At 63.1% G+C, this 24,163-nt stretch carries 24 protein-coding genes and 1 tRNA gene; 13 read left to right on the forward strand and 12 right to left on the reverse strand.

The window, feature by feature from the left end:
* Position 1: 1 nt before the first annotated feature.
* Both AB6802_RS25215 and AB6802_RS25220 read left to right on the forward strand, forming a co-directional pair.
* Positions 2–1,345, forward strand: coding sequence for a hybrid sensor histidine kinase/response regulator (locus AB6802_RS25215; RefSeq protein ID WP_371012902.1), 1,344 nt, complete (start codon positions 2–4; stop codon positions 1,343–1,345).
* Positions 1,346–1,383: 38 nt separating this feature from the next.
* Positions 1,384–1,459: transfer RNA gene (locus AB6802_RS25220), tRNA-Lys, on the forward strand.
* An 86-nt stretch (positions 1,460–1,545) separates the two neighbouring features.
* Here AB6802_RS25220 and AB6802_RS25225 read toward each other — a convergent pair.
* On the reverse strand, positions 1,546–2,151 hold the full coding sequence (locus AB6802_RS25225) for a hypothetical protein (protein WP_371012903.1): 606 nt from the start codon (positions 2,149–2,151) through the stop codon (positions 1,546–1,548).
* 1,229 nt (positions 2,152–3,380) lie between these two features.
* Between AB6802_RS25225 and AB6802_RS25230 the strand changes: the two genes are divergently transcribed.
* Positions 3,381–4,511 (forward strand): helix-turn-helix transcriptional regulator, encoded by a 1,131-nt coding sequence (locus AB6802_RS25230; protein WP_371012904.1) that lies wholly within the window; start codon positions 3,381–3,383, stop codon positions 4,509–4,511.
* Between the two features lie 13 nt (positions 4,512–4,524).
* Here the strand turns inward: AB6802_RS25230 and AB6802_RS25235 are convergent, their stop codons facing one another.
* Positions 4,525–5,208, reverse strand: coding sequence for a response regulator (locus tag AB6802_RS25235; RefSeq protein ID WP_371012905.1), 684 nt, complete (start codon positions 5,206–5,208; stop codon positions 4,525–4,527).
* Between the two features lie 196 nt (positions 5,209–5,404).
* On the opposite strand from AB6802_RS25235, the gene AB6802_RS25240 reads away from it, so the two are divergent.
* The 3 genes from AB6802_RS25240 to AB6802_RS25250 are packed head-to-tail and all read left to right on the forward strand — an operon-like array spanning position 5,405 to position 7,210.
* Complete coding sequence (locus tag AB6802_RS25240) at positions 5,405–6,103, forward strand: fumarylacetoacetate hydrolase family protein (RefSeq protein WP_371012906.1); 699 nt, start codon at positions 5,405–5,407, stop codon at positions 6,101–6,103.
* The gene (gene maiA, locus AB6802_RS25245) at positions 6,100–6,750 is read left to right on the forward strand and encodes a maleylacetoacetate isomerase (RefSeq protein WP_371012907.1); all 651 of its coding nucleotides are present in this window, start codon (positions 6,100–6,102) and stop codon (positions 6,748–6,750) included. The genes AB6802_RS25240 and maiA overlap by 4 nt, the downstream gene beginning before the upstream one ends.
* On the forward strand, positions 6,740–7,210 hold the full coding sequence (locus AB6802_RS25250; protein ID WP_371012908.1) for a DUF4262 domain-containing protein: 471 nt from the start codon (positions 6,740–6,742) through the stop codon (positions 7,208–7,210). The genes maiA and AB6802_RS25250 overlap by 11 nt, the downstream gene beginning before the upstream one ends.
* Here the strand turns inward: AB6802_RS25250 and AB6802_RS25255 are convergent, their stop codons facing one another.
* Positions 7,211–8,440 carry an MFS transporter gene (locus AB6802_RS25255; RefSeq protein ID WP_371012909.1) on the reverse strand — a complete coding sequence of 410 codons (1,230 nt, stop codon included), beginning with the start codon at positions 8,438–8,440 and terminating at the stop codon, positions 7,211–7,213.
* Between the two features lie 94 nt (positions 8,441–8,534).
* Here AB6802_RS25255 and AB6802_RS25260 point away from each other — a divergent pair, with 94 nt between their 5' ends.
* Both AB6802_RS25260 and AB6802_RS25265 read left to right on the forward strand, forming a co-directional pair.
* Positions 8,535–8,993: a winged helix-turn-helix transcriptional regulator gene (locus AB6802_RS25260; protein ID WP_371012910.1), complete on the forward strand. Its 459-nt coding sequence runs from the start codon at positions 8,535–8,537 to the stop codon at positions 8,991–8,993.
* Between the two features lie 108 nt (positions 8,994–9,101).
* Complete coding sequence (locus AB6802_RS25265) at positions 9,102–10,142, forward strand: zinc-dependent alcohol dehydrogenase family protein (RefSeq protein ID WP_371012911.1); 1,041 nt, start codon at positions 9,102–9,104, stop codon at positions 10,140–10,142.
* Between the two features lie 6 nt (positions 10,143–10,148).
* Here the strand turns inward: AB6802_RS25265 and AB6802_RS25270 are convergent, their stop codons facing one another.
* Positions 10,149–11,012, reverse strand: a complete 864-nt coding sequence (locus AB6802_RS25270) for a DMT family transporter (protein ID WP_371012912.1) — start codon at positions 11,010–11,012, stop codon at positions 10,149–10,151.
* 104 nt (positions 11,013–11,116) lie between these two features.
* Between AB6802_RS25270 and AB6802_RS25275 the strand changes: the two genes are divergently transcribed.
* Positions 11,117–12,538 (forward strand): PLP-dependent aminotransferase family protein, encoded by a 1,422-nt coding sequence (locus AB6802_RS25275; protein WP_371012913.1) that lies wholly within the window; start codon positions 11,117–11,119, stop codon positions 12,536–12,538.
* Positions 12,539–12,557: 19 nt separating this feature from the next.
* Here the strand turns inward: AB6802_RS25275 and AB6802_RS25280 are convergent, their stop codons facing one another.
* The 3 genes from AB6802_RS25280 to AB6802_RS25290 all read right to left on the reverse strand — a co-directional run bounded on the left by AB6802_RS25280 (position 12,558) and on the right by AB6802_RS25290 (position 15,026).
* Positions 12,558–13,055: a MaoC family dehydratase gene (locus tag AB6802_RS25280; protein ID WP_371012914.1), complete on the reverse strand. Its 498-nt coding sequence runs from the start codon at positions 13,053–13,055 to the stop codon at positions 12,558–12,560.
* Between the two features lie 181 nt (positions 13,056–13,236).
* On the reverse strand, positions 13,237–13,665 hold the full coding sequence (locus AB6802_RS25285) for a phasin family protein (RefSeq protein ID WP_371012915.1): 429 nt from the start codon (positions 13,663–13,665) through the stop codon (positions 13,237–13,239).
* 65 nt (positions 13,666–13,730) lie between these two features.
* Positions 13,731–15,026 carry a DUF445 domain-containing protein gene (locus tag AB6802_RS25290; RefSeq protein WP_371012916.1) on the reverse strand — a complete coding sequence of 432 codons (1,296 nt, stop codon included), beginning with the start codon at positions 15,024–15,026 and terminating at the stop codon, positions 13,731–13,733.
* 208 nt (positions 15,027–15,234) lie between these two features.
* Here AB6802_RS25290 and rirA point away from each other — a divergent pair, with 208 nt between their 5' ends.
* Positions 15,235–15,696: an iron-responsive transcriptional regulator RirA gene (rirA, locus tag AB6802_RS25295; protein ID WP_371012917.1), complete on the forward strand. Its 462-nt coding sequence runs from the start codon at positions 15,235–15,237 to the stop codon at positions 15,694–15,696.
* A 304-nt stretch (positions 15,697–16,000) separates the two neighbouring features.
* Here rirA and AB6802_RS25300 read toward each other — a convergent pair whose 3' ends face one another.
* The 5 genes from AB6802_RS25300 to hemP are packed head-to-tail and all read right to left on the reverse strand — an operon-like array spanning position 16,001 to position 20,118.
* Positions 16,001–16,789 (reverse strand): heme ABC transporter ATP-binding protein, encoded by a 789-nt coding sequence (locus tag AB6802_RS25300; protein ID WP_371012918.1) that lies wholly within the window; start codon positions 16,787–16,789, stop codon positions 16,001–16,003.
* Positions 16,790–16,796: 7 nt separating this feature from the next.
* Positions 16,797–17,897 (reverse strand): FecCD family ABC transporter permease, encoded by a 1,101-nt coding sequence (locus AB6802_RS25305; protein ID WP_371012919.1) that lies wholly within the window; start codon positions 17,895–17,897, stop codon positions 16,797–16,799.
* Positions 17,898–17,903: 6 nt separating this feature from the next.
* Positions 17,904–18,797, reverse strand: coding sequence for a hemin ABC transporter substrate-binding protein (locus AB6802_RS25310; RefSeq protein ID WP_371012920.1), 894 nt, complete (start codon positions 18,795–18,797; stop codon positions 17,904–17,906).
* A gap of 11 nt (positions 18,798–18,808) precedes the next feature.
* Positions 18,809–19,861: a hemin-degrading factor gene (locus AB6802_RS25315; protein WP_371012921.1), complete on the reverse strand. Its 1,053-nt coding sequence runs from the start codon at positions 19,859–19,861 to the stop codon at positions 18,809–18,811.
* 50 nt (positions 19,862–19,911) lie between these two features.
* A complete protein-coding gene (hemP, locus tag AB6802_RS25320) occupies positions 19,912–20,118 on the reverse strand; it encodes a hemin uptake protein HemP (RefSeq protein WP_371012922.1) in 207 nt (68 codons plus the stop codon).
* A 199-nt stretch (positions 20,119–20,317) separates the two neighbouring features.
* Here hemP and AB6802_RS25325 point away from each other — a divergent pair, with 199 nt between their 5' ends.
* Genes AB6802_RS25325 through AB6802_RS25335 form a run of 3 tightly spaced genes read left to right on the forward strand, consistent with a single transcriptional unit; the run spans position 20,318 to position 24,118 of the window.
* The gene (locus tag AB6802_RS25325) at positions 20,318–22,528 is read left to right on the forward strand and encodes a TonB-dependent hemoglobin/transferrin/lactoferrin family receptor (protein WP_371012923.1); all 2,211 of its coding nucleotides are present in this window, start codon (positions 20,318–20,320) and stop codon (positions 22,526–22,528) included.
* Between the two features lie 5 nt (positions 22,529–22,533).
* Positions 22,534–22,971 (forward strand): hypothetical protein, encoded by a 438-nt coding sequence (locus tag AB6802_RS25330; RefSeq protein ID WP_371012924.1) that lies wholly within the window; start codon positions 22,534–22,536, stop codon positions 22,969–22,971.
* A 34-nt stretch (positions 22,972–23,005) separates the two neighbouring features.
* On the forward strand, positions 23,006–24,118 hold the full coding sequence (locus tag AB6802_RS25335; RefSeq protein ID WP_371012925.1) for an energy transducer TonB: 1,113 nt from the start codon (positions 23,006–23,008) through the stop codon (positions 24,116–24,118).
* The last annotated feature ends 45 nt before the right edge of the window (positions 24,119–24,163 follow it).

Below are 24,163 nucleotides of genomic sequence, written 5' to 3' on the forward strand. Positions count from 1 at the left end.
CATGCCGCTTCGCGACATAAACGACCTCGACAAGCTGAAGAAGATCAACGCCGCCCTGGTCAGCCGGGTCGAGCGCTCGATGGACCAGCAGGGCAACGCCTTCTCGCTGTTCCAGACCGCGATCTCGCTGGAGAACCGGGTGCGCAACCGCACCGAGGAACTGCACTCCACCTTACGCCGCCTCGAGCAGTCGAACATCGAACTCGTCGCCGCCAAGGAAACGGCCGAGCTTGCCAACCTGTCCAAGACCAGGTTCCTCGCCGCCGCCAGCCACGACGTATTGCAGCCGCTCAACGCCGCGCATCTGTCGGTCTCGGCGCTCGCCGAAGTGCAGACCAGCGAGGAAGGCAAGAAACTCGTGCGCCAGGTCGAGCGCTCGCTGGAGACGATGGAAGACCTGCTGCGCACACTGCTCGACATCTCCAAGCTCGACGCCGGCGTCGTGCAGCCGGAGATCGGCGACGTCAGCCTGGAGACGCTGTTTTCCTCGCTGCGCTCCGATTTCCTGCCCGAGGCGGAAAAGAAGGGGCTGTCGCTCAAATTCCGGCCGGTCAATGTCGTCGTGCGCTCGGACCGCACACTGCTCCGCCGCATCCTGCAGAACATCCTGTCCAACGCGCTGCGCTACACCCGCTCCGGCGGCGTGCTGGTCGGCACCAGGCATCGCGGCGACACCATCCGCATCGACGTCGCCGACACCGGCTGCGGCATCCCCGAGGACCAGCGCGAGGCGGTGTTCGAGGAGTTCCACCGTGGCAGTTCGGCGCTTGCCGATGCGGGGCTTGCCGGCGGCGGATTGGGGCTCGGCCTTGCCATCGTGCGCCGCATGGCGGCGGCGCTCGGCCATCCCGTGACCTTTTCCTCGAAGGTCGGGCGCGGCACGATCTTCCACATCGACGTGCCGATCGGCATGGGCGCGTCGGCCGAACAGGCGGCAAGCCTGGCCGACATGGAGCGACCGCGCGGTTACGGCCTGTTCGGCACCAAAGTGCTGCTGGTCGAAAACGACCTCGATGTGCTGGGCGCCATGACCTCGCTGCTGGAACGCTGGCAGTGCCTGGTGCGCGCCGCGACCTCGACCGACGACGCGCTCGACTTGCTTGGTGACACCGCCTGGGTGCCCGACATCATCATCGCCGACCAGCATCTCGACGGCGGCGACCTTGGCACCGCGACAATCGCCGAAGTGCGCGATTATCTCGGCAGGCCGGTGCCGGCGCTGATCGTCACCGCCGACGGCTCCGAAGCCGTCGCCAAGGCGGCGCGGGCCGCCGGCATCGAACTGATGCGCAAGCCGCTGAAACCAGCGCAACTGCGGGCGCTGCTGGCGCATCTGCTGGCTTAGGGATCCGCACAAAATAGTGCACCGTCACCGTAGTTCGGGAGCGCGTAGCTCAGCCGGTAGAGCGACTGACTTTTAATCAGTAGGTCATGGGTTCGAATCCCGTCGCACTCACCAATAAATTCAACCACTTAGCTGTGATGAACCATGACCACTAAACTTGGCGACTTTGGCCTACTCGGCTGTGATCGACCGCGATGACGCTAGGGGTGCAACTGGTCGTTCTCGCCCGTGCTGTCACAAACGTAGTAGTGTGAGTCGAATTTTTTGCCGTTTGATTCATTTTGGCCAGTTGCGTATGCGACGGTACGCAATTTCTCGAAACACGCTACGATGTATGGATACTCGTTCGCACCAGCCCCTAGCTTAAGTTTTCCGGGCGACATAGACCAGGATGTTGGGCTAAATGAATCTCCGAAGAAGGCGTAGTATCCAATATTCACTGAAACGTTGCATGTATTCTCGTAGACATCGTCTTCAAGCGTTGATCTTATACAGTCGGAAGGTCGATTGCGATCAAGGATACGTTGAGTGGCCCTGGCTTGATCGGCTTGCTTGGAGAATTGCAGCGCCACGTTTCGCAGCCGCCGAGCTTCAGCGGGATTTTTTTGTTGAGTGGAACTCGCTATAGCAAGAAGGGCTGCAGACTGGTTCATCTCTTCTTGTGTGCAGCCAGAAACAGATCCACAACCGAAAGCGGAAACGAATATTATGGGCAACAGAGCGACGTTCTTCACGTGAGCACCTTCCGGCAACTTTAGCTGGTCTGGCGCCTTGTCATCAACTGTTGCCAGCTGGGCGCGAAGCACGTCCTAATTGTCGTCCGAGTTTCCTCCACCGTCGTCACTTCCGCCGTCCGACCCGGAATCATTCGATTCGCATTGTGCGTCGGCTGAGCAGGTACACGATCCATCGCTAAAGCATTCGGGCCGTTCACCCTGACAGGAAATCGAATTGCCGCTCGAATCTTTAACTGCCCCATTGCAAGGTCCGAGATACGTTGACGTCTGGCCAAGCGTCGCGCTCGTACTGCTGGCGATCAAAATGGCTGTCCAGAGAAGCGGTCTTATCATCTCGTTTTCTCAGCTATCTTGAGCTATGCGAACCTCAGCAATCGTGCACTACCGCGGTGATGAAATTCGATTGCCGCGGAGCCGGCGGTATTCTGGTTCGCAGGAGTAGGTGTCTTGTGCCGCTGAAAGCCCATTGTGATGTCAGTCTATATCGGTGACGCAATCGAGCCTGCCATTCCCACCAGGACTGTCTGGAGTGAGCGTGCATGCGAACGAATGGAGCGGCACACGCGATCTGCAAACCCAGGTCGTCGAACCGTCATTGTGAGGTTTCGTCGTCACCGTACCATCGTCGCAACGATGATATACATACAAGAGACCTTCACCCGGGTTCATTCTGTCCTGCGCGGAAGCAGTTTCGCAACAGAGGATTGAGATTAGCCATGAAGTAAAGAGAACGACCATTTTCATAGAAAACCTGCCTTCGCACATCATGCTTAGTGTCCGAGAAACGAAGATGGGGCACCTTGACCGTCGCGGCGCAACGTCACCGGTTCTAGTTTCCGCAGTTCTGATCGCGGAAAGATTGTTTTGATTGCCTGATCCCGGCTTTTAGCGTGGCTCTGTCTGTGTCGTTCAGGCATTCGGACGGAGCGTGCAGTGCGACGTTCATTTCTTTAATAAGCAAAGCTGTCTTCTGGCAGGCGGTTGTTGCAGCCGCAATCGGGCCCGCAAACTGCCTGGTAACTTTCTGATCAAAATCCGAGCAACTATCCGCCCATGCGGCCGTGTGTGTAAGGAGTGCTATTGCCGCAGCGTATCCCAAGACCCTCATGACTACCCCCTTCGCAATGCGATTGATGCAAAGTCTGTCTGGAGACAGCCGCCATGCGATCTGATCTCACATGGGCAGTTTTATCTGGGACGTTGGACCACGCATCACCCAATTGGGTGATGTTTAGCCCTTCCTAACGCTTAACCAGTGTGTTCAAATATAAGTCGCGGCGACACCCTGCCAGATTGAAGTGATTGTCTTGCAAATAGACCCTCTCCGGCTCGATGATGCCCTTGATCAGGTGCTTGAGGCGGCGCTGGCGCCAGAGCGTTGGAGTGCAGTCCTGGAGAGAATCTGCGAGGCGACCGGATCCTTCGGCGCGCATATACTTCCCTTGCGGGGCAAATTCTCTCCCGGGGTGCCTGCGACGCCGAGTTTGCATGAAGGATTCGAGGCCTATTTTCGAGAGGGATGGTATCTTCAGGACATTCGCTTCGGGTGTGTGCCGCATGTTCTTAAGAAAGGCGTCGCGGTAGAGCACGACATTTCGTCCGAAGAGGATTTTCGCAGATCGGCCTACTACAATGATTTCCTGGGCCGTTTCGGATTCCGATATTCCGCCATGGTGGGCTTCACAACCGGTGACACTTTGCTGTCGCTTGGCCTGCAACGCACGATACGGGATGGGCCCTTCGATCGTGAAGAGGAGCGCGTTCTGGTTCGAATGCGTAGCCGGCTGTCGCTGGCGGCTGACATCATGCGAGGTGTTTCTTTGGAGCGCCTCGACGCCATGAGCAACGCCTTCGACATGGCGGATATAGCCTGCGCCTTTTACGACAGACATGGACGGGTCACACGTCTGAATAAACTGTCTGAGGGCCTGCTTGATCAAGACATCCGGCTTCTTCAGGGGGAACTGACATCGCGCTGGCCCGAAGAGAGCACCGCATTGCGTGGCCACATCAAGGCGGTCCTGCAGTCGCCTGCGATCGCCGATTCCGCGGCGTCATCCCCGGTCCGCCTGTCCCGACCGGGAAGAAGGCCGTTGATCATAAGGGCACAGCGCCTACGCGGCATGCCAGCGGAAATCTTTTCGCATTCCGTCGCCGTCGCCGTGATCACCGACCTTGAGGATCGTCCAGTTCCTACCGGCAAGGTCCTGCAACTCTTATTCGCCCTCACGGCCCAGGAAGCCATTGTCGCCACGCAACTTGCGCGCGGCCTTGGGCCAAAAGAGATCGCCGAGGCGTTGGAGTTAGGGTACGAGACCGTCCGAACCCACACGAAATCCGTCATGCAGAAGACTGACACCAAGCGTCAGTCGGAAGTCGCAGCGCTTTTGTCAGGAATTCGCCTATCCTCGGTGCGCAAAATGGATTGAAAGTGGCCTGCCCTCAAAACCCCGCCGGATCCCTGAACAGCTCCACACTGTCCAGCTTCGACACCTCGATCACGGCTTGCGTGCGGCTGTACACGTTGAGCTTGCGCAAGATCTCCGAGACATGCGCCTTGACCGTGGTCTCGCCCACCTGCAGCTCGTAGGCGATCTGCTTGTTGAGCATGCCTTGCCTCAGCATCTGCAGCACGCGCAGCTGCTGCGGCGTGAGCTTGGCCAGGCGCTGCACCATGTCGGCGCGGTCGGTGCTGTCGGGATCGGGCGGCTGGCCTTCGTAGTTTTCCGGCACATAGACGGCGCCATCCATCACCGAGCGGATGGCGGCGGCGAGATCGCTTTTCCTTGCCGATTTCGGGATGAAGCCGGCCGCACCATAGGACAGCGCCTCGGAAATGATCTTCGGCTCCTCATAGCCCGACACGATCACCACCGGCAGCCGCGGATGTCGGGTTCTGAGCTGCAGCAGGCCCTCGAAGCCATGCACGTCGGGCATGGAGAGATCGAGCAGCGCGAGGTCGAACGGTTTCCCACCCGAAAGCAACTCCAGCGCCTCGGCGATCGAGCGTGCCTCGACGGTGTCGACATCGGGATAAGCCATCTGCACGGCGCTGTGCAGCGCCTCGCGAAACAGCGGGTGATCATCGATGATCAGGAAGCGGGCGCGATCGCTGACGGCGGTCATTGCTGAGATTCGGCCCTCGGTTCGGTTTTACGCCACACAGAATAGTCTCCCGACCGTGTCCAGATTATTGCCAAATAGTACATCGCCCGAGCATACACGGCCCTCATGCCGAAAGGGCATGTTTTTGCGGGCCTTGCCCACCCATCGAAATCGGTCGAAGGTGCGGGCGCATTCCTACCCCGAACAGAGACACGAGATGACAGACTACGTCCTTCCGCCGCCGGCCGTCGCCTCGGTCGCCATCGCCGGTTCAGCGGAACGCTTTGCCGTGCGCCGCATCTTCTGCGTCGGCCGCAACTATGCGGCGCATGCGCGCGAACTCGGCAATGACGAGCGCGACCCGCCCTTCTTCTTCACCAAGCCCGCCGACGCGGTGGTCGACAGCGGCGCCGAGATCCCCTACCCGCCGCTGACTTCGAACCTGCACCACGAGATCGAGCTGGTCGTGGCGATCGGCAAGACAGGTTCTCGCATCGCGCGCGAGGATGCGTTGTCTCACATCTGGGGCTATGGCGTCGGCGTCGACCTCACCCGCCGCGACCTGCAGGACCAGGCCAAGAAAGCTGCCCGCCCCTGGGACTGGTCGAAGGCCTTCGACCAGTCCGCGCCTTGCGGCCCGCTGGTACCCGCGACCAAATCCGGCCACCCCTACAAAGGCCGCATCTGGCTCGCCATCAACGGCGCGTTGAAACAGGATGGCGACCTTGCCGAGCTGATCTGGCCGGTCGCCGATGTCGTTTCGATCTGCAGCGAGGCAGTGGAACTGCAGCCCGGTGACCTGATCTTCACCGGCACGCCGGCCGGCGTCGGCGCTGTCCACGACGGCGAGACGATCACCGGCGGCGTCGACGGGATCGGCACCATCGAAATCAAGATCGGGCAACCGCGGCGATGAGCGATCTTGTCCTTCACAACTACTATCGCTCCTCCACCTCCTACCGGGTGCGGATCGCGCTGGAGATGAAGGGGCTGAGCTATACCTACGTGCCGCATCATCTGCGCCATGGCGAGCATCTCGAGCCCGCCTATCTCGCGGTCAATCCGCAAGGATTGGTGCCGGCGCTGGTGCTCGATGACGGCCGGCTTTTGACGCAGTCGCTGGCGATCATCGAATATCTCGACGAGATCGCTCCCAAGCCGCCGCTGCTGCCGAAGGACGCGCTGGGCCGCGCCCGCGTCCGTATGCTGGCGCAGATGATCGCTTGCGACATCCATCCGGTGAACAATCTGCGCGTGCTGACCTCGCTGCGCACCTTGTTCGGCGCCGGCGACGCGGATGTCGTCAACTGGTTCCGGCATTGGGTCAACGAAGGTTTCCAGCCGCTTGAAAAGATTCTGGCCTCGTCGCCCGAGACCGGTGCGTTCTGCCATGGCGACGCGCCGGGCCTGGCCGACATCTGCCTTGCCGCGCAGGTCACCAACAATGCCCGCTTCGGCGTCGACATGGCGCCCTATCCGCTGATTGCGCGCATCAACACCGCCTGCATGGCGCTGCCGGCGTTCCAGAAGGCTGCGCCGCAGAACCAGATCGATGCCGAATAGAGAAGCCAGGGACGCGGACGAAGCAAAGACGCTCGCCGACATCGAAGAATTCGGCTGCCACGTCCTCTACGTGCTGGAGGAGGATGAGCATCCGCCTTTCGCCTACTCGGTCGGGATCGAACACAATTTTGGCGTCCCCGAATTGGTTGTCATCGGGCTCAAGCCGGAGCTTTCGCTGACCATCGTCAACGAATATTGCCGACGCGTGCGGGGCGGCGAGAGATTCAATATCGGCGAGCGGGCGTCGGGTTTCCTGGGAGGCGGCTTCGACTGTCAATTCGGCGCGGTCCATCCCGGTCACTATCCAGAACATTTCGGCTGGGACATATGGTTTTATGACGGGCCAGATTTCCGGATTATGCAGCTTATCTTTCCGTCAACGTCCGGGGTTTGGCCATGGGACGCCGAAGCCGATGAATGGTTTCGCGAACGGCAGCCACTGCTCGATACTCCGCCATAACTAGCGCCCCACCCGCAACGTCACCGCCCAGAACGCCAGCGCAACCAGACCGAGCCCGGCGCCAAGCAGGCAGACGCCGCTCCAGCCCCAGGCGCCAAAAATCATGGTTGAGGCGATCGAGCCGAGCGCGCTGCCCAGCGAATAAAAGATCATGTAGCCACCGACCAACCGGCTGCGGGCATCCGGCCGCCGGGCGAAGATCAGGCTTTGATTGGTGACATGCACGGCCTGGATGGCAAGGTCGAGCATGACGATGCCGAGCACCAGCAGCCAGAGCGTCTTGCCCATGAAGGCGATCGGCAGCCAGGCGGCGGCCATCAGCAACAGGCTGAGGCCGGTCACCAGTTGCCCCTGTCCGCGATCGACGAGAACGCCGGTCCAGCGCGCACCGAGCGCGCCGGCGACGCCGGCCATGCCGAACAGCCCGATCTCGGTATGCGACAGCGAGAACGGGGGTGCCGCCAGGGGCAGCACGAGCGGCGCCCACAGCACGTTGAAACTGGCGAAGATCAGCATGGCGAGCACGGCGCGCACGCGCAGCAGCGGCTCTTCCACGAACAGGCGCAGCACCGAGCCGAGAAGCCGTGGATAGGAGGTGCGGGCGCGCTTGGCCTCGTGGCGCGGCAGCACGCGAAACAGGATTGCCGCCATCACCAGCGTCAGCACGGCGGAGGCGAGATAGACCGAACGCCAGCCGGCGAAATCCGCCACCAGGCCGGAGAGGAAGCGGGCCAGCAGAATGCCTGTTATGACACCGCTGGTGACGGTGCCGACGGCACGCCCCCGCTCCGCAGGCACGGCCAGATCGGCGGCGTAGGCAACCAGCACCTGCACGACCACGGCAAGCAGGCCGACCACCGCCAGGCTGGCCAAAAGCACCGCGGCATTCGGCGAAAAGCCGACAAGGACGAGCGCCAGCGCCGATAGCACGGCCTGGCCGGCAATCAGTTTGCGGCGATCGAGCAGGTCGCCGAGCGGCACGATGAAGAACAGGCCGAGCGCGTAGCCGATCTGCGTCGCCGTCACCACGATGCCGACCGAAGCGGGATCGATTGCGAAGTCATGCGCGATCGCATCGAGCAGCGGATGCGCGAAATAAACATTGGCGACACTCAGGCCGCAGGCGGCGGCAAAGATCAGCACCGTCAACCGCGACAACCCCGCTTTGTCCCGCGCCGCCAACACCGTCTCGGGCGGCTGCAGGTCGGCTTTTTGCAGTTGCAGGTTCATCGTGTTCTCCGTTTCGGTTTCAACTTGAAACCATTGCCGAGTAGACAAAAAGGTTTTATCTTGCAACCACAAATCGGAAACCTGGACGAATTGCATGGTGAAACGGACGAGTCATCAGAGCGCGGATTGCCTTATCGCCAGGCCGCTCGATGCCATCGGCGACTGGTGGTCGCTGCTCATCGTGCGCGATGCCTTCGACGGCATGCGGCGCTTCGGTGAATTTCAAAAGAGCCTGGGCGTGGCCAAGAACATCCTGTCGGCGCGGCTGCGCGGCCTCATCGCACACGGCATCCTCGAAACCGTTCCCGGCCCGGATGGCAGCGCGCATCATGAATATGTGCTGACCGAAAAGGGCCGCGGCCTGTTCTATGTCCTGGTGGCGCTGCGCCAATGGGGCGAGACCTATTTCTCCAGGCCAGGCGAGCCCTACACCTTCATGGTCGACCGCGAAACCGGCAGGCCGATCCGGCGGCTGGAGGTGCATGCCGAGGATGGCCGCCTGCTCTTCCCTGGCGACACAAGGCTGGCTGACTTCCGCGGCCAGCAAGGCTAGCGTCGAACATCGGGATCCATCTGGCCAAGCTGGCAGAACGGATTTCCGGTCAACCGGCGGTGGAATCGGCTATCGTCACTGATCCAAAAGCGAAGGGTGGAGTTGCCGATGAAAGCCGTCGTCTTCGAAAAATTCGGTGGGACACCGACGATCCAGACCGTGCCCGACCCGAAACCCGCCGCCGATGGCGTCGTCATCAAGGTCGAGGCGACGGGGCTCTGTCGCAGCGATTGGCACGGCTGGATGGGCCATGACGACGGCATCACCTTGCCGCATGTGCCCGGCCATGAACTGGCCGGCGTCGTCGTCGCCGCCGGCAAGCAGGTCAGCCGCTGGAAGGCCGGCGACCGCGTCACCGTGCCGTTCGCCGTCGGCTGCGGCCGCTGCTTCGAATGCACGTCCGGCAACCACCAGGTCTGCGAACACCAGACGCAACCGGGTTTCACCGGCTGGGGCTCGTTCGCCGAATATGTCGGCATCGAGCACGCCGACACCAATCTGGTGCGGCTGCCGGACGAGATGGAATACGCCACCGCCGCCAGCCTCGGCTGCCGTTTCGTCACCTCCTTCCGCGCCATCGTCGACCAGGGCCGGGTGACGCCCGGCGAATGGGTGGCGGTGCATGGCTGCGGCGGCGTCGGCCTGTCGGCCATCATGATCGCCAGCGCCATGGGCGCCAATGTGATCGCCATCGACCTCACCGACGAGAAACTGGAGTTCGCCAAAAAGATCGGCGCGGTGGCCACCATCAACGCCTCGACAACGCAGAACGTGGTCAAGGCCGTCAAGCAGATCACCAATGGCGGCGCCCATATGTCGATGGACGCGCTCGGACACCCGACCACCTCGTTCAACTCGATCTCGAACCTACGCCGCCGCGGCCGCCACGTTCAGGTCGGCCTGATGCTGGGCGAGCACGCCCGCCCGCAGGTGCCTATGGACAAGGTGATCGCCTTCGAGCTCGAAATCCTCGGCAGCCACGGCATGCAGGCCTACCGCTATTCCGCGATGATGGAGATGATCCGCACCGGCAAGCTGAAGCCAGAGCTGCTGGTCGGCAAAAGGATCAGCCTCGATGAAGCGCCGGCAGCGCTGATGGCGATGGGCGGTTTCGAGGGGATTGGGATTGGGGTGGTGACGAAGTTCTAGCGGGCCCTACCGCGCGAACTTCTTCGCCCCGAGCACGCACGCCACCACGCCAAGCGTGACGACCACCATCATCAGGCTGATCTGCTCGTGCAGCAGTGTCGCCGCTAGCGCCAGGCCGAAGAAAGGCTGCAGCAGTTGCAACTGGCCGACCGCGGCGATGCCGCCTTGCGCGAGGCCCCGGTACCAGAAGATGAAGCCGATCAGCATGCTGAACAGCGAGACGTAAGCCAGGCCGATCCACGCGCCGGAGCCGATATTGGCGAGCGTCGGCGGCAGCGTCGCAAAACTCAGCACCAGCATGACCGGCAGCGACAGCACCAGCGCCCAGCAGATCACTTGCCAGCCGCCGAGCCTGCGCGACAGTGCCGCCCCTTCTGCATAGCCGAGACCGCACACGATGATGGCGCCGAGCATAAGGCCATCGCCGAGCGGCGACGCGGTCACGCCTTGCGACAGGGCAAAGCCCGCGACCAGGGCACTGCCGATGCAGGAGAACAGCCAGAACGCCGGACGCGGACGATCGCCGCCGCGCAACACGCCGAAGATCGCGGTCGCCAGCGGCAGCAGCCCGACGAAGATGATGGAATGAGCGGTGGTGACATGCTTCAGCGCCAGCGCCGTCAGCAGCGGAAAGCCGACGACCACGCCAAGCGCCACGACCACCAACGAGACCAGGTCACTGCGCTCCGGCCGTTTCTGGCGAAAGACCAGCAGCATGGCCAGGCCAAGCAGCCCGGCGATCGCCGCGCGGGCCGCGGTCAAAAATGTCGGATCGAAATCCGCCACCGCCACATGCGTCGCTGGCAGTGAACCGCTGAAGATCAGCACGCCAAGGAAACCGTTTAGCCAGCCGCTCGCTGTCTTGTCCATTCGAGGCTCCATCGTTTCGGCCTCTATCGGACACGGCCTGTGGCTTCGCCAGAGACAATGGGGTACAATTCTACAAAACTGTAATGATATTGCGGGCAGTACAGATGACGGAACAGGCTTATAAAAACGGCGACACAGGCACGCTTGTCGAAAGCGTGATGGCGACGATCCGCCAACGCATCGCGGCGCGCGCGCTGACGCCCGGCGCCCGTTTGCCATCGATCCGGGCTTTGGCCAAATCGCTGCAGGTTTCGAAATCCACCGTGGTCGAAGCCTATGAGCGTCTGGCCGCGGAAGGCACGATCCGCTCGCGCCCGGGCTCCGGTTTCTACGCCGCCGGCCAGCTCGCACCGCTGTCGCTAGCCGAGATCGGCCCGCGCCTCGACAGGGCGATCGATCCGCTCTGGGTGTCGCGGCAGTCGCTGGAAGCCGGCGAGGACATGCTGAAACCCGGTTGCGGCTGGCTGCCGGCCTCGTGGATGCCGCAAGTCGCCTTGCGCCGGGCGCTGCGAACCACTGCCCGCGCCGATGACACCGCGCTGGCCGACTACGGCACGCCGCTCGGTCTGCCGCCACTGCGCCAGTTGCTGGCACGGCGCATGGCCGAACATGGCATCGAGGTTTCGCCCGACCAGATCATGCTGACCGATTGCGGCACCCAGGCCATCGACCTCCTGTGCCGTTTCCTGCTCGAACCAGGCGACGCGGTGCTGGTCGACGATCCCTGCTATTTCAATTTCCATGCGCTGTTGCGCGCCCATCAGGCCAAGGTCGTCGGCGTGCCCTACACGCCTTCGGGGCCGGACATCGAACTGTTCGCGCAGGCGCTAGCCGAGCACCGGCCACGCCTCTACATCACCAATTCCGGCATCCACAACCCGACCGGCGCCATCCTGTCGCCGGTCGTCGCGCACCGGTTGCTGAAGCTTGCCGACCAGGCCGAACTCACCATCGTCGAGGACGACATTTTCGCCGATTTCGAGCACACCCATGCCCCACGGCTTGCGGCATTCGACGGGTTGCAACGCGTCGTCCATATCGGTTCCTTTTCCAAGACGCTGTCGGCCTCGGTGCGCTGCGGCTTCATCGCGGCACCCCGTGACTGGATGGAAGGGCTGACCGACCTCAAGATCGCCACCACCTTCGGCGGCGCGCGCCTGTCGGCGGAGCTTGTGCTGACGCTCCTGAAGGACGGCAGCTACCGCAAGCATGTCGAGCAGTTGCGCGCCCGGCTGTCGCGCACCATGGCCGAAACAGCCGGCAGGCTGAAGGCCATGGACATCCTGCCCTGGATCGATCAACCCAGCGGCATGTTCCTGTGGTGCCGCCTGCCCGACGGCATCGACGCGGCGGAAGTCGCTCGCCACGCGCTTTCGGACAATGTCGTGCTGGCGCCCGGCAATGCGTTCAGCCTGTCGCACAGCGCCGGCCGCTTCATGCGCTTCAACGCCGCCCAATGCGGAGACGAACGCGTCTTCCGGGCAGTCGAAAATGCGATGGCCTCATCCCGCAGAAAGGCTGCCTGAGCCTGAATATCGGCAGACCTTATGAGGTTGCCCGCTTGCGGCGCTCGTACAACATCACCAGCGTCTCGGCGGTCAGCGCGGGCTTCTGCTCGCCCTCGATCTCGACGGTGTTCTCCGCCCGCATCAAATACTGGCCGGGTCCGCGATCCTCCATGGAAAGCAGCGTCGTGCGCAGCCTAATGCGCGCGCCCGCCCTCACCGGCGCCAGGAAGCGCACCTTGTCGAAGCCGTAGTTGAAGGCGGCCTGGGTGTTTTCCGGCACGATGCCCATTTCGAGCGCCAGCGCGCCGATGATCGACAGCGTCAGATAGCCATGCGCGATCGTAGTGCGGAACGGGCTCTGCCGCCTTGCCCGCTCGGTATCGACATGGATCCACTGATGATCGCCCGTGCATTCGGCGAACTGGTCGATGCGCCGCTGGTCGACAATCGTCCAGTCGGAGACGCCGAGCTCGTGCCCGGCCATCGCCCGCAACTGTTCGAAGGTCGGCGGCGTTTTCGGCCGTTTTTCCGTCATTCCTGCTTTCCCATCACTCCTGCCTGCATCCCCGATCATGAAGCGCCGGGTTCTGTCAATTCGCGGCCGCAATTTTCGCCGGTAGAGTTGATGCTTTTAGGGCAAGCCGAGAACGCGCGGCGCTTGAGGTCGGTTGCATGTCGGCCTCGACATCGATTTGGAGCCGGGAACGCCGGGTATGCTATTTCTTCCCGTAGCCGGCGCGGACTTCCGCCATCGCGTCCCTGATCCGGTCGCGCAGGATCTCGATCGATTCGGTGCTGGATTTGCGCACCAGGTCAGCCACTTCGCTGGCATTCTTCAGGGTCGTCTCGAACGATCTGCGCGCAAATTCCGCCTGCTTGCCCATCACATCCTGTGGGTTGCCGGGCGCCTGGTAGTTCTGCGCCATCCGGGTGATCTCGTGCATGGCGTCCTGCACCATCTCATGCTGCCGCGCCAGCACCGAGGACGCGCCGGCCGCACTTGCCCTGGCCGATTTTTCGAGCGCCTCGAGGTTCTTGCGATGATGGTCGAGGATCGCCTGAACGTCGACATTCGGCAGCTTGAGGTCGCGGCCGAACCTGCTGAACATGTCCAGAAAAGAGTCGGAATCCGGTTGTTTTGCCATGCTGTGCCTCCCTTTAAGCCGCCATGCGGCGCCCTTGATGGAGAATAGTGCACGGTCGATCCACGTCAATTGACGAGAAACAGCCGCTCGGCCGTATAAAGCGCCAGGCCCGCGAGCCCACCGATGATCATGCCGTTGAAGCGGATATATTGCAGGTCCTTGCCGATGTTGATCTCGATCAGCCGCGTCAGTTGACCCAGATCCCAGCGCTTGACCTGGTCGGCGATGAATGTCGACACGCCGCTTTTCTGGCTTTCGACGAAGGAAGCCAGCGCGACGACGAAACCCTGGTTCATGTCGGCCCTGATCTGGGCGTCGTCGGCCAGATGCCGGCCGACTTCGACGAACATATTGGCGAGATGCTCGCGGATCACCGACTTGGGCGCATTGACGTCCTGTTCGATGAACAGCCGCAGGCTTGCCCACGCATCGCCGGCCAGCGCCCTCACCTCGGGTCGAGCCAGGAAATCGCGCTTCAGCTTTTCGGCGCGCCTGGCATATTGCTTGGAATTCCTGAGTTTTTCGATGAAGGAGAGCGCAAAGCGGTCGAATTCGGCGCGCATCGGATGGTCCGGATCGGCCCGCACCTCCTCCAGCAACGATCCGGCCGAGGCGACGATCTTCTTCAACAGATAGGCGTCGGCGCGAAACAGGTTGAACAGCGAGGGCAATTCCTCGCGGATCTTTTCGCGCATCGTCTCGAGCGCCTGTTCGTCGTTCAGGAAACGCCCGACGACACGGGTGAATTCATCGAACAGCTTCTGGTGGCGGCGGTCGTCGGTCAGCGCCGACAGAAGGTCGGCCGCGAGCGGCGCCAGCGGCACCTTCTCGATCTGCTCCAGCATGCGGCTGGTTACGAAATCGCGCAAGCCGGATTGCTCCACCGCCGTCAGCGTCTGCGGCACCAGCCGGGCGACGAATCGCGACAGGCCGGCGGCGCGTTCGGCGTCGCCCAGCCAGTCGGCGACGAGAGCGGCGAAGTCGACCTCGGCGAGCTTTTCGCGGACCGGCTCCGGGGCCAGGAAGTTGGCTTCGATGAAACGGCCGAGATTGTCGGCGATGCGGTGCTGGTTTTCCGGAATGATGGCGGTATGCGGTATAGGCAGACCGAGCGGCCGCCTGAACAGCGCCACCACCGCATACCAGTCGGCCAGACCGCCGATGGTTGCCGCCTCGGCAAAGGCGGCGACAAAGCCGAGCCACGGATGGGCGCCCTGGAAGGACTTTGCCGCCGCAAACACGGCAACGCAAAGAGCGAGTGCTGCGCCCGCGATGAATTTGACGCGCCGCAGCGCCGATAGCTTTGCCTGCGCATCGGTATCGAATCGCACCGGCGTCAGGGCCGTGGCGGATTGGGACATGGACAGGCCGCTCCTCTTTGTCTTGCGAGACTATCTAGGGGCTGCCTTGCCGAAATGCACATTTGCTGGCAGCGGCGCTGTTTCCGGCCTTCCCGATATCTGGGGCGAAAAAAGTTGACGCGTAAATTCAGCATTACGCGGCTGTAGTCTGGAATTATTCCAAACTATAGGCCATATTCGCCGCAAGCTAATGTTTCGCGAGGATACCATGCGGCTGACGCGCCAGACCAACTATGCGATGCGCATTCTGATGTATTGCGCCGCCAACACCGAACGGCTGAGCCGCATCCCCGAGATCGCCGCCGCCTATTCGGTGTCGGAACTGTTCCTGTTCAAGATCCTGCAGCCGCTGGTCGAGGCCCGCCTGGTCGAGACGGTGCGCGGCCGCAACGGCGGCGTGCGGCTTGGACGCCCGGCCGAACAGATCAATCTGTTCGATGTCGTGCGTGTGACCGAAGAGAGCTTCGCCATGGCCGAATGCTTCGAGAACGACGCCGCCGAATGCCCGCTGGTCGACAGCTGCGCCTTGAATTCGGCGCTGCGCGAGGCGCTCAACGCCTTCTTCGCCGTGCTGTCCCGCTACACGATCGCCGATCTCGTCGCGGCGCGCCCGAACGTGCGCCACCTGCTCGGCATCGACCTCCTGGAACAGCGCGCCCCGGCGGCTTGATCGAGCCCCGGCGCTTGATTCTCGAGAACGCCGTCGCCCATAACTTCCCGGGTTCCCAGGGTGCGTCGCCACCCTCGATTTCATCATTCTAGGGCGGAGCAAGGAGCGCAGCGACGCAGCGCAGACCCTAGAATCCATTCCGTGACGTTCGAGCGCCGCGGCGAGCCAGAACCAGCCGCGTCGGCGCCAGCGCTCGTTCTGGATCGCTGCATTCTTCGGCCGATGTCACGGCATGGATCCTCGGGTCTCCGCGTCCGCTTCGCCCGTGGATGACGAAGGCGGGAAACCGTGCTCGCCGCCAAGCCTACGCGGCCGATTGCGGCAGTACGAACGGCACATTTCCTGACGGCAGCGCGCCGACCTTAAGCCGGCAGTCGAACACCTTTTCGATCAGCTCGTCATTCAGTACGTCCGCCGGGGAGCCGTCAGCGGCAAGCTCGCCGTTACGCAGCACAAAAATCCGGTCGGCATACATGGCCGTCAGATTGAGGTCGTGCAGGATCGCCACCACGCCGCCGCCGCGCCGGGCAAAGTCGCGGGCGATGTTCATGATGATCAGCTGGTGCTTGACGTCGAGGCTGGACACCGGCTCGTCGAGGAAAAGATAGCGCGGCCTCCCCTCCAGCACCGGCGCCCACACCTGGCAAAGCACGCGGGCAAGCTGCACGCGCTGCTGCTCGCCGCCTGACAGTTCCTGGTAGAAGCGGCCGGCAAAGCCGTCGAGATCGACCCGCGCCAGCGCCCGCTCCGGCAGGCGCTGATCCTCGCCGGGCAGCACGCCGGCGCGTCCGCCGATCAGCCCGAGCCGCACGATCTCGCGCACGGTGAACGGAAAGGACAGTATCGTCGATTGCGGCAGCACCGCGCGCAGCGTCGCGGCCTCCACCGGCTTCATGGCCGACAGATCGCGGCCGTTGAGCGTCACGGTACCGGTATAGGAAAGCTCGCCGGTCAGCGCCTTGAGCAAGGTCGTCTTGCCGGAGCCGTTCGGCCCGACAATGGCCGAGACCTCACCGGGACGCGCGGCGAAATCGACATGCGACACGATCCGCTTGCCGCCGAGCGCCACCGAGATGTCGCGTGCTTCGATCATCGGCACCTCACAAATCGACGACGCCGCGCTTGCGCAGCAGGATCCACAGGAAAAACGGCGCGCCGGCGACAGCGGTGACGATGCCGATCGGCAGCTCGGCCGGCGCTACGATGGTACGGGCGACGGCGTCGGCGAGGAGCAGCATCGAGGCGCCGAGCAAGGCCGATGCCGGCAGCAAATAGCGATTGTCCGGGCCGATTGCCAGCCGCAGGACATGCGGCACGACGATGCCGATGAAGCCGATGCCGCCGCTGACGGCGACCGATGCGCCGACCGCCGCCGACACGCCGACGATGGCCGTGTATTTCAGCCGCTGCACTGGAATGCCGAGATGGGCGGCGGTCGCCTCGCCGAGCGCCAGCGCGTTGAGGCCGCGCGACAGGAACGGCATCGCCGACAATGCCAGCACGATCACCGGGCCGACGGTGGCGATCTTCGGCCATGTCGCGCCGGCCAGCGAGCCGAGCTGCCAGAACGTCAGGTCGCGCAACTGCCGGTCGTCGGCCATGAAGATGAGGACGCCGGTCAGCGCCATGGCCAAAGCGCTGATGGCGATGCCGGCAAGCAGCATGGTGGCGACCGATGTCTGGCCCTGCCGTGTCGCAATGGCATAGAGCAGGAAGGTCACCGCAAGACCACCAATGAAGGCGGCCAACGGCAGCGCAAGCGTGCCCAGCACAAGCGTGACCGGCGCAAGCCAGGTCGTGCCGAGCACGATGATCGCCACCGCGCCTAGGCTCGAGCCGGCGGAAACGCCGATCAGGCCGGGATCGGCAAGCGGATTACGGAACAGCCCCTGCATGACCGCGCCGCAAACAGCGAGCGCGGCGCCGATCAGCACGCCGAGCAGGACGCGCGGCATGCGGATGTCATAGACGATCAGCCGGTCGCGCGCTGCAAGTGCGGCATCCGCCGGCATGGCGCCGGTGAACCAGTCGCGGATGACGCGCACGGCCGAGGCATCGGAAGCGCCCGACGTCAGCGACAGCAAAACGGACAGCGCCAACGCCAGGCATAGAAGCAGGATGACAAACCTTGCTCGTGTCGAGCGGTCGCCATCGGCTGCCATCACACGGCCCGCGGCACCAACAACAGACTGTTCGGCCATCGCCGCTCAGTCCGTAACCTGGTTGCCGTACAACGAGACGGCGAGATCGTGGACCGCTTCAGCGGTACGCGGGCCGAAGCCGAGCAGATAGCCGCCGTCCATGGTGATCACCTTGCGGGCGGCGCCCGCCGCTGTCGAGGCGATCGCCGGGTTGGCGAACAGCTCGTCCTCGGAGATCGGCGGGCCGGCGTTCTTCATGGTCAGGAGGACGTCCGGTCTGGCGGTGGCGATCGCCTCGTCCGTCATCGACTTGTAGCCGGAGAAGCCCTCGACCGCGTTGACCGCGCCGGCGAGCTTGATGATGCCGTCGGCGGCGCTGTCGCTGCCGGCGGCAAGGATCTTGCCGCCCTGCGTCGACAGCACGAACAGGATGCGCTTGCGCTCCTTGATCGAGGCCGTCTGCTTTTCCACCGCGGTCAGCTTCGCATCCATCTCGGTCGCGAGCTTCTCGGCCTTGGCGGCGACGTCAAGCGCCTTGCCGACGACGCGGATCTTTTCGAGGATGCCTTCATGGCTGTAATGCTCGGGCACTTCGATGAAGGGCACGCTCGATTTCTTCAGCACATCGATCGCTTCGCGCGGGCCGCTGCCATGCAACGCGAGGATTCCAGACGGATTGACCGACAGCACGCCTTCCGGCGACAGCGCGCGCATATAGCCGACATCGGGCAGCTTCAGCGCGGCTTGCGGATAGGTGCTGGTCGAATCCCGGGCGACGAGATGGCCCTCCTGCCCCAGCGCATAGACGACCTCGGTGATCGAGCCGCCGATCGAAGCGATCCGCGAGGTGTCGGCAAAGACGGCCGTTCCTTCATTGGCGCCGGCGGGCAACGCGGTGAAAGCGAAGAGAACGCCGAACAACGGCGCAAGCGCCGGGCGAAAGTCGAATAGGACACGCATTGGGTCTTACCTTATGCAGCGGTCGGGCTTGGCAGGTTCTCGGCGAGAAAACGCCAGTCCTCGCGCTCGCTCTCGCCTTCGTGGCGCTTTCCGAAGAACTGGATGATCATGCCGCCATCGGCGTCATAGACCTCGAGCGAGGTGACATGGCCGTCCTTGGTCGGTTTGCGCACCGCCCAGACCTCGTGGATGTGATCGGTTCTGAGATGAAGGTGGAAGGTCTCGTCGAGCACGTTGATCCACGGCCCCATCGGCTTGACCGCCTTGATCGGGCCGGAATGGATCTGGATGCAGCCGCGATTTCCCACGAAGCACATGATCGGCATCTCGCCTTCGGCAGCGTGGCGGAACATGGCGCCGACGGCGTCGTTGTCGAGCGGCCAGGCGTAGTCCTGGCCGACCATGCGCACTGCTTCGCGGTGGCTGAGCTTCAGCGTCTTCAGCATGCCGAAGAACTGATGCACGTCGGTCATGCGGCTCCAGCGGTCGCGCAAATCGTCGATCGAGGCAATCGAACCCTGGCCTTCGCCCTCTCCATCGGCCGCACTTGGGAAGACCGCGACGGTCGGTTCCTGGTTCGACGATTCGAGGCTCGCGACCAGCTTCTGATAGGCATAGAGATTGGACGCCGGCCGCAGATGCACCTTGTGCACAGCCTCGCCCGCGGCATCGAAGAACTGCAGGCTGCGGCGGATCTCGCCGCCGTCGCGCTTCTCGACGGCAAAGCCATGCGCCCAGACCTTCGGGAAGATGCGCAGGTCGATGTTTTCGCCTAAAACCATGGCGTTGTGGTTGCCGGTGACGACCTTGTCGTAGACGCCGATCTTTTCATGCACGGCGCTTTCGTTGCGTGTCAGCGCCATCACCTCGCCGACTGCTTCGAGGCCGGTCAAAAGGTCGTTGACGCGCGGCTCGACGCGCACCACGCCAAAGCCGCAATGCGCCGCGACCAGCTCCGCTTCGGAAATGCCCAATTCCACCGAGAGATCGCGCTCCCGCATTTGCGGATTGTCTTCCCGCGCTCGCCGGATGTCCTCCGGCGACAGCCTCACGCGCTCATCCATATCGCTCACCTGTAATGCCTGATGTCTGCTCGTCTAGCGCCTGCTGACTCTCACTTGTTGAGGATCAGTTTGCCCTGGCGGGTGATCTTCAGGCGGTAGAGGGCGCCGTGATGCTCGATGCCGATCTCATGCTCGCCCTGGAACAGCGTGTTGCTGGAGAGCGTACGCACTGCCAGCGGCACCCGTTCGTAACGCAGTTGCGTGTCTTCCGGACGGCGAACGCGATAGCGGAAATCGTTGGGATTGTGCGTGTTCATCGGGTCGGTCCCTTTCCTATGCCGGCCATGTGGCCGGACCTCACGTAAATGCCGATTCATTTCTTGACTAGAATGATCATGTTTACTAGTCAGTGCATTACCGGACTAAATGAGTCAACATTTAAGACGCCGGACACGATCAAAAATGCGAGCGAGCCCCCGGCCAGCCAGCTGCGAGCCTGGAAATTGGAGTTGGGGCATGGGGTTGGTGACTTGGGGACGGACGGGCGACGATAGCGTAGGCCCGGGCTTCCGATCGTTGGCAAAGGCAATGGCCGTCTTGATGGCCGGTTCGGCGGCAGTCGCTCTTGGCGCGCCAGCGGCAAAAGCACAGCAGGCTGCGCAGCCGGCAAACAGCCAGCATGCTGGTCAGAAAAAGAAAACCGACGAGAAGCCTTCCGGCAACGTCACCCTGCTCGACAAGATTCTCATCATCAGCCGCACCGGCGAAAGCGCGATCCAGTCGCTGGCCTCAGCCAGCCATGTCGGGCAGGAACAGCTCGATCGGCGCATGGCGACGACGCCGAACGAGATGCTGCTGGGTGTTCCAGGTGTCACGGTGCAGGCCGACGCCCGCCGCGTCAGCTCCAGCATCAACATCCGAGGCCTGCAGGATTTCGGCCGCGTCGCCGTCATCGTCGACGGTGCCAGGCAGGACTTCCAGCGCTCGGACCACGGCACGCAGTCGACCTTCTATGTCGATCCCGAACTGATCAAGTCCGTCGACGTGATCCGCGGCCCGGTCGCCAACACCTATGGCTCCGGCGCCATTGGCGGCGTCGTCTTCTTCGACACCAAGGACGCCGAGGACTTCCTCAAGCCGGGCGAGACATGGGCCGGCTCGCTGACCGGGCGCTATGAGAGCAATGGCAAGGGCTGGACCACCAGCGCCACCGGCGCCTACAAGATCAACGACAATTGGGACGTTCTCGGCAACATCGTCTATCGCGACTACGACAACTACAAAAACGGCAATGGCGACACGGTTGCCGGCACCGGTTTCGACGTGCTGAGCGGCCTGCTCAAGACCACGATCCGCCCGAGCGAAAACAGCGACCTGAAGCTTGGCTGGGTCGGTTCGAAAGACGGCTGGACCGAAACCAGCGGCGGCGTGCCGGCGAACGACGCGGACTTGAAGTCGAACACGTTCACCGCCCGCTACAACATCGCCGACGAAGCCAAGAGCTGGCTCGACCTCCACATCAACGCCTCCTACAACAGAACCGAGCTCGGCCTGACGACGCTTGTCCCGCAGAACCGCTTCGATCCCGTGACCGGCCTGCCCGTCGCGCTTCCACCGGGTTCGACCTCCACCTTCGACGTCGGTACGACGGGCATCGACATCTGGAATACCTCGCGCTTCGAGACCGCCGGCATCGCCCATGAATTGACCTATGGCGGCGACTGGGTCGGCGACAATGTAGACACCGGCGGCACGGCCGGTGGCGACAGCTTCTATACGCCCGGCGGCAAGCGCAACGTCTCCGGCGGCTACGTCCAGGACAAGCTGACCTGGGAATGGCTCGAGCTCGTCACCGGCCTGCGCTACGACAATTACAGCCTGAAGGATGACACGCACGAAACCTCCGGCGACCGGGTGTCGCCGCGCATCACCGTCGGCGTCTCGCCCTTCGAAAGCGCCGGCCTCGCCGGCCTGCAGTTCTACGGCACCTATGCCGAGGGCTACCGGTCGCCTTCGCTGACCGAGACGCTGATCAGCGGCAACCATCCGGCAGGCGTCAGTTTCCCGTTCCTGCCCAACCCGAACCTCAAGCCCGAAACCGGCAAGACCGTCGAGTTCGGCATCAACTACAAGCAGAACGACATCGTCGAGGCCGGCGACGCACTGCGGCTCAAGGCCGCCTACTTCAACAACAATGTCGACGATTACACCGATGGCGTGACGCTATCGCCGTTCGACCCGACCAGCGGCTGCCCGTTCGGCCCGGGCATCCCGATCTGCTTCCAGTACCAGAACTTCGCCAAGGCCAAGATCAACGGCTTCGAGCTGGAAAGCGTCTACGACGCCGGCTGGGGCTATGCCGGGCTGTCGGCCTCGATCATCAATGGCCACACCATCTCCTATGAAGGCGTGCGGGCCGATCTCGCCACCGCTCCATCATCCCAAGTGACGGGACAGCTTGGCTTCCGCTTTCTCGAGGACAAGCTGACGGTTGGCGGCGAGGTTCAGTACAACGGCAAGCCGAAGGGCAATCCGGTGGCCAAGAACTACACATTGGTCAATGCCTTCGCCAGCTACCAGACTACCGACAATCTCAAGGTCGACTTCCGCGTCGATAATCTGTTCGACGTCAAATACACCAACCCGCTGAACGGAAGCACCACCGCCGTGGTTTACGAGCCTGGCGTCACGCTGAAGCTGGCGGCAACCATGCGCTTCGGAGGCTGACAAACATGAACCTGACGGCATCGCTTCGTCTCTTGACCTCGGCGCTGGCGGTGTCGCTTGGCGTGGCGCCGGCGTGGGCCCAGTCCGCGCCGGCTCCGAGCCTGGACCTGGAGCTCAACGCCGCGCAACCTTCGGACAAAGGCTGCCGGCTGACCTTTGTCGTCAACAACGGGCTCGGCACCGACCTGTCCAAGGCCGCGTTCGAGATCGCGCTGTTCAACGAGGCGGGCGTCGTCGATCGCCTCACGGTGCTCGACTTCAAGGATCTGCCGGCCGGCAGGACCAAGGTCACGCGCTTCGATCTCGCCGGCGCCGATTGCGGCAAGCTCAGTCGCGTGCTGATCAACAGCGCCACCGAATGCGCCGGCAACGGCGTCGAGCCGGCGACCTGCATGCGCGGCCTGAAGACCTCGACCAGGACCGGCATCGCTTTCGGGGTGTGAGGTGGGACTGCATCCCGCTTTCCCGGGAGTGACCGTGGCAGGGCCGCTGGTCGACTACGGTCTGTTACCGTTTGGGGCAGACGATCTTGATTTGACAATTCTGCGCGCGTCGCTGCAATTTTCCGCCCGCGACATGCAGGAAATCAGTCCCCTCCCCGACGCCGGCAGCGACCTGGCAATAGCGCCGGCCGAGCGGCTCGCGCCGGCGCGGCCATCTGCCGGAAGCGGCAAGTGGACAGCCGCTATCGCCATCTCCTGCGTGCTCCATGCCGCGGTGGCGGCGGCTTTTCTGATCTCGCATGCCGGCAAGTCCGATTCCCAGGACACCATGGAGTCGCAAGGCAGCGACCAGACCGGCGACAAGGTCGCCGGCAGCGCGCTGGATAAGAACCCGCAGGCGGTGAATGTCACCCTGGTGCCCAACCCCCAGCCTGCCAAACCAAAGCCCGCCAAAGCAGCCAGGCCGGTGCCCCCGACAAAACCTTCTCGGCCTGAGCAGGAAGCCGTGGCACCTGTTCCCGAGCCGGCCCCGGAGCAGCAAGCGCAGTCTTCGTCGGAACTGATCAAACAATCCGTGGTGACACCGGACATATTGGTGGCGGCAACCCCGCGCCCCGACCGCCAAAGCGTGGCTGCCCGGAATGCGATCACCAACACCGAAACGCCGGCACAGCCGGCGCCCAAGCACGAAGCCGTCGAAATGCCTGTCGCCGTTCCGGACCAGCCACCGATACCACAGGCAAGGCCGGCACCGGCGGCTGCTCCTGTCAGAGAAGCCGGTGGAAGGAGCGGTACGGCCGACGGCCAGGACCGTTTGGCGCAAGCGGCCAGCAAGGGCAAACAACAGAAAGAGGCAGGCACCTCCGCCGAAGACAGCTATCGCGGCGACGTCTTTGCAAAACTCGGCAGCGTCAATCGGACTCTCCCGCCTTCCTTGCAGCTGGCAGCGCGTAACAACGCGGTCGTCGCCTTCGTCGTAGGCAGGAAGGGCAACATCGATGAGCTGCGCATTCTGGAAAGCTCAGGATCGGCGGTTTTCGACAAGGCTGCGCTCGGTATCGTGCGCAAGGCTGCCCCCTTCCCTCCAATGCCGCCACAGGCTGCAAGCCCGAGTTTGGAGTTCGAGATCGGAATCGGCCCATTTTGAACAAACGCAACGAACCACGGCGCCAGCCATCAGCACCCGTATGAA

It is taken from the genome of Mesorhizobium sp. RCC_202 (assembly GCF_041355295.1).
In the GTDB taxonomy this organism is placed as follows: domain Bacteria; phylum Pseudomonadota; class Alphaproteobacteria; order Rhizobiales; family Rhizobiaceae; genus Mesorhizobium.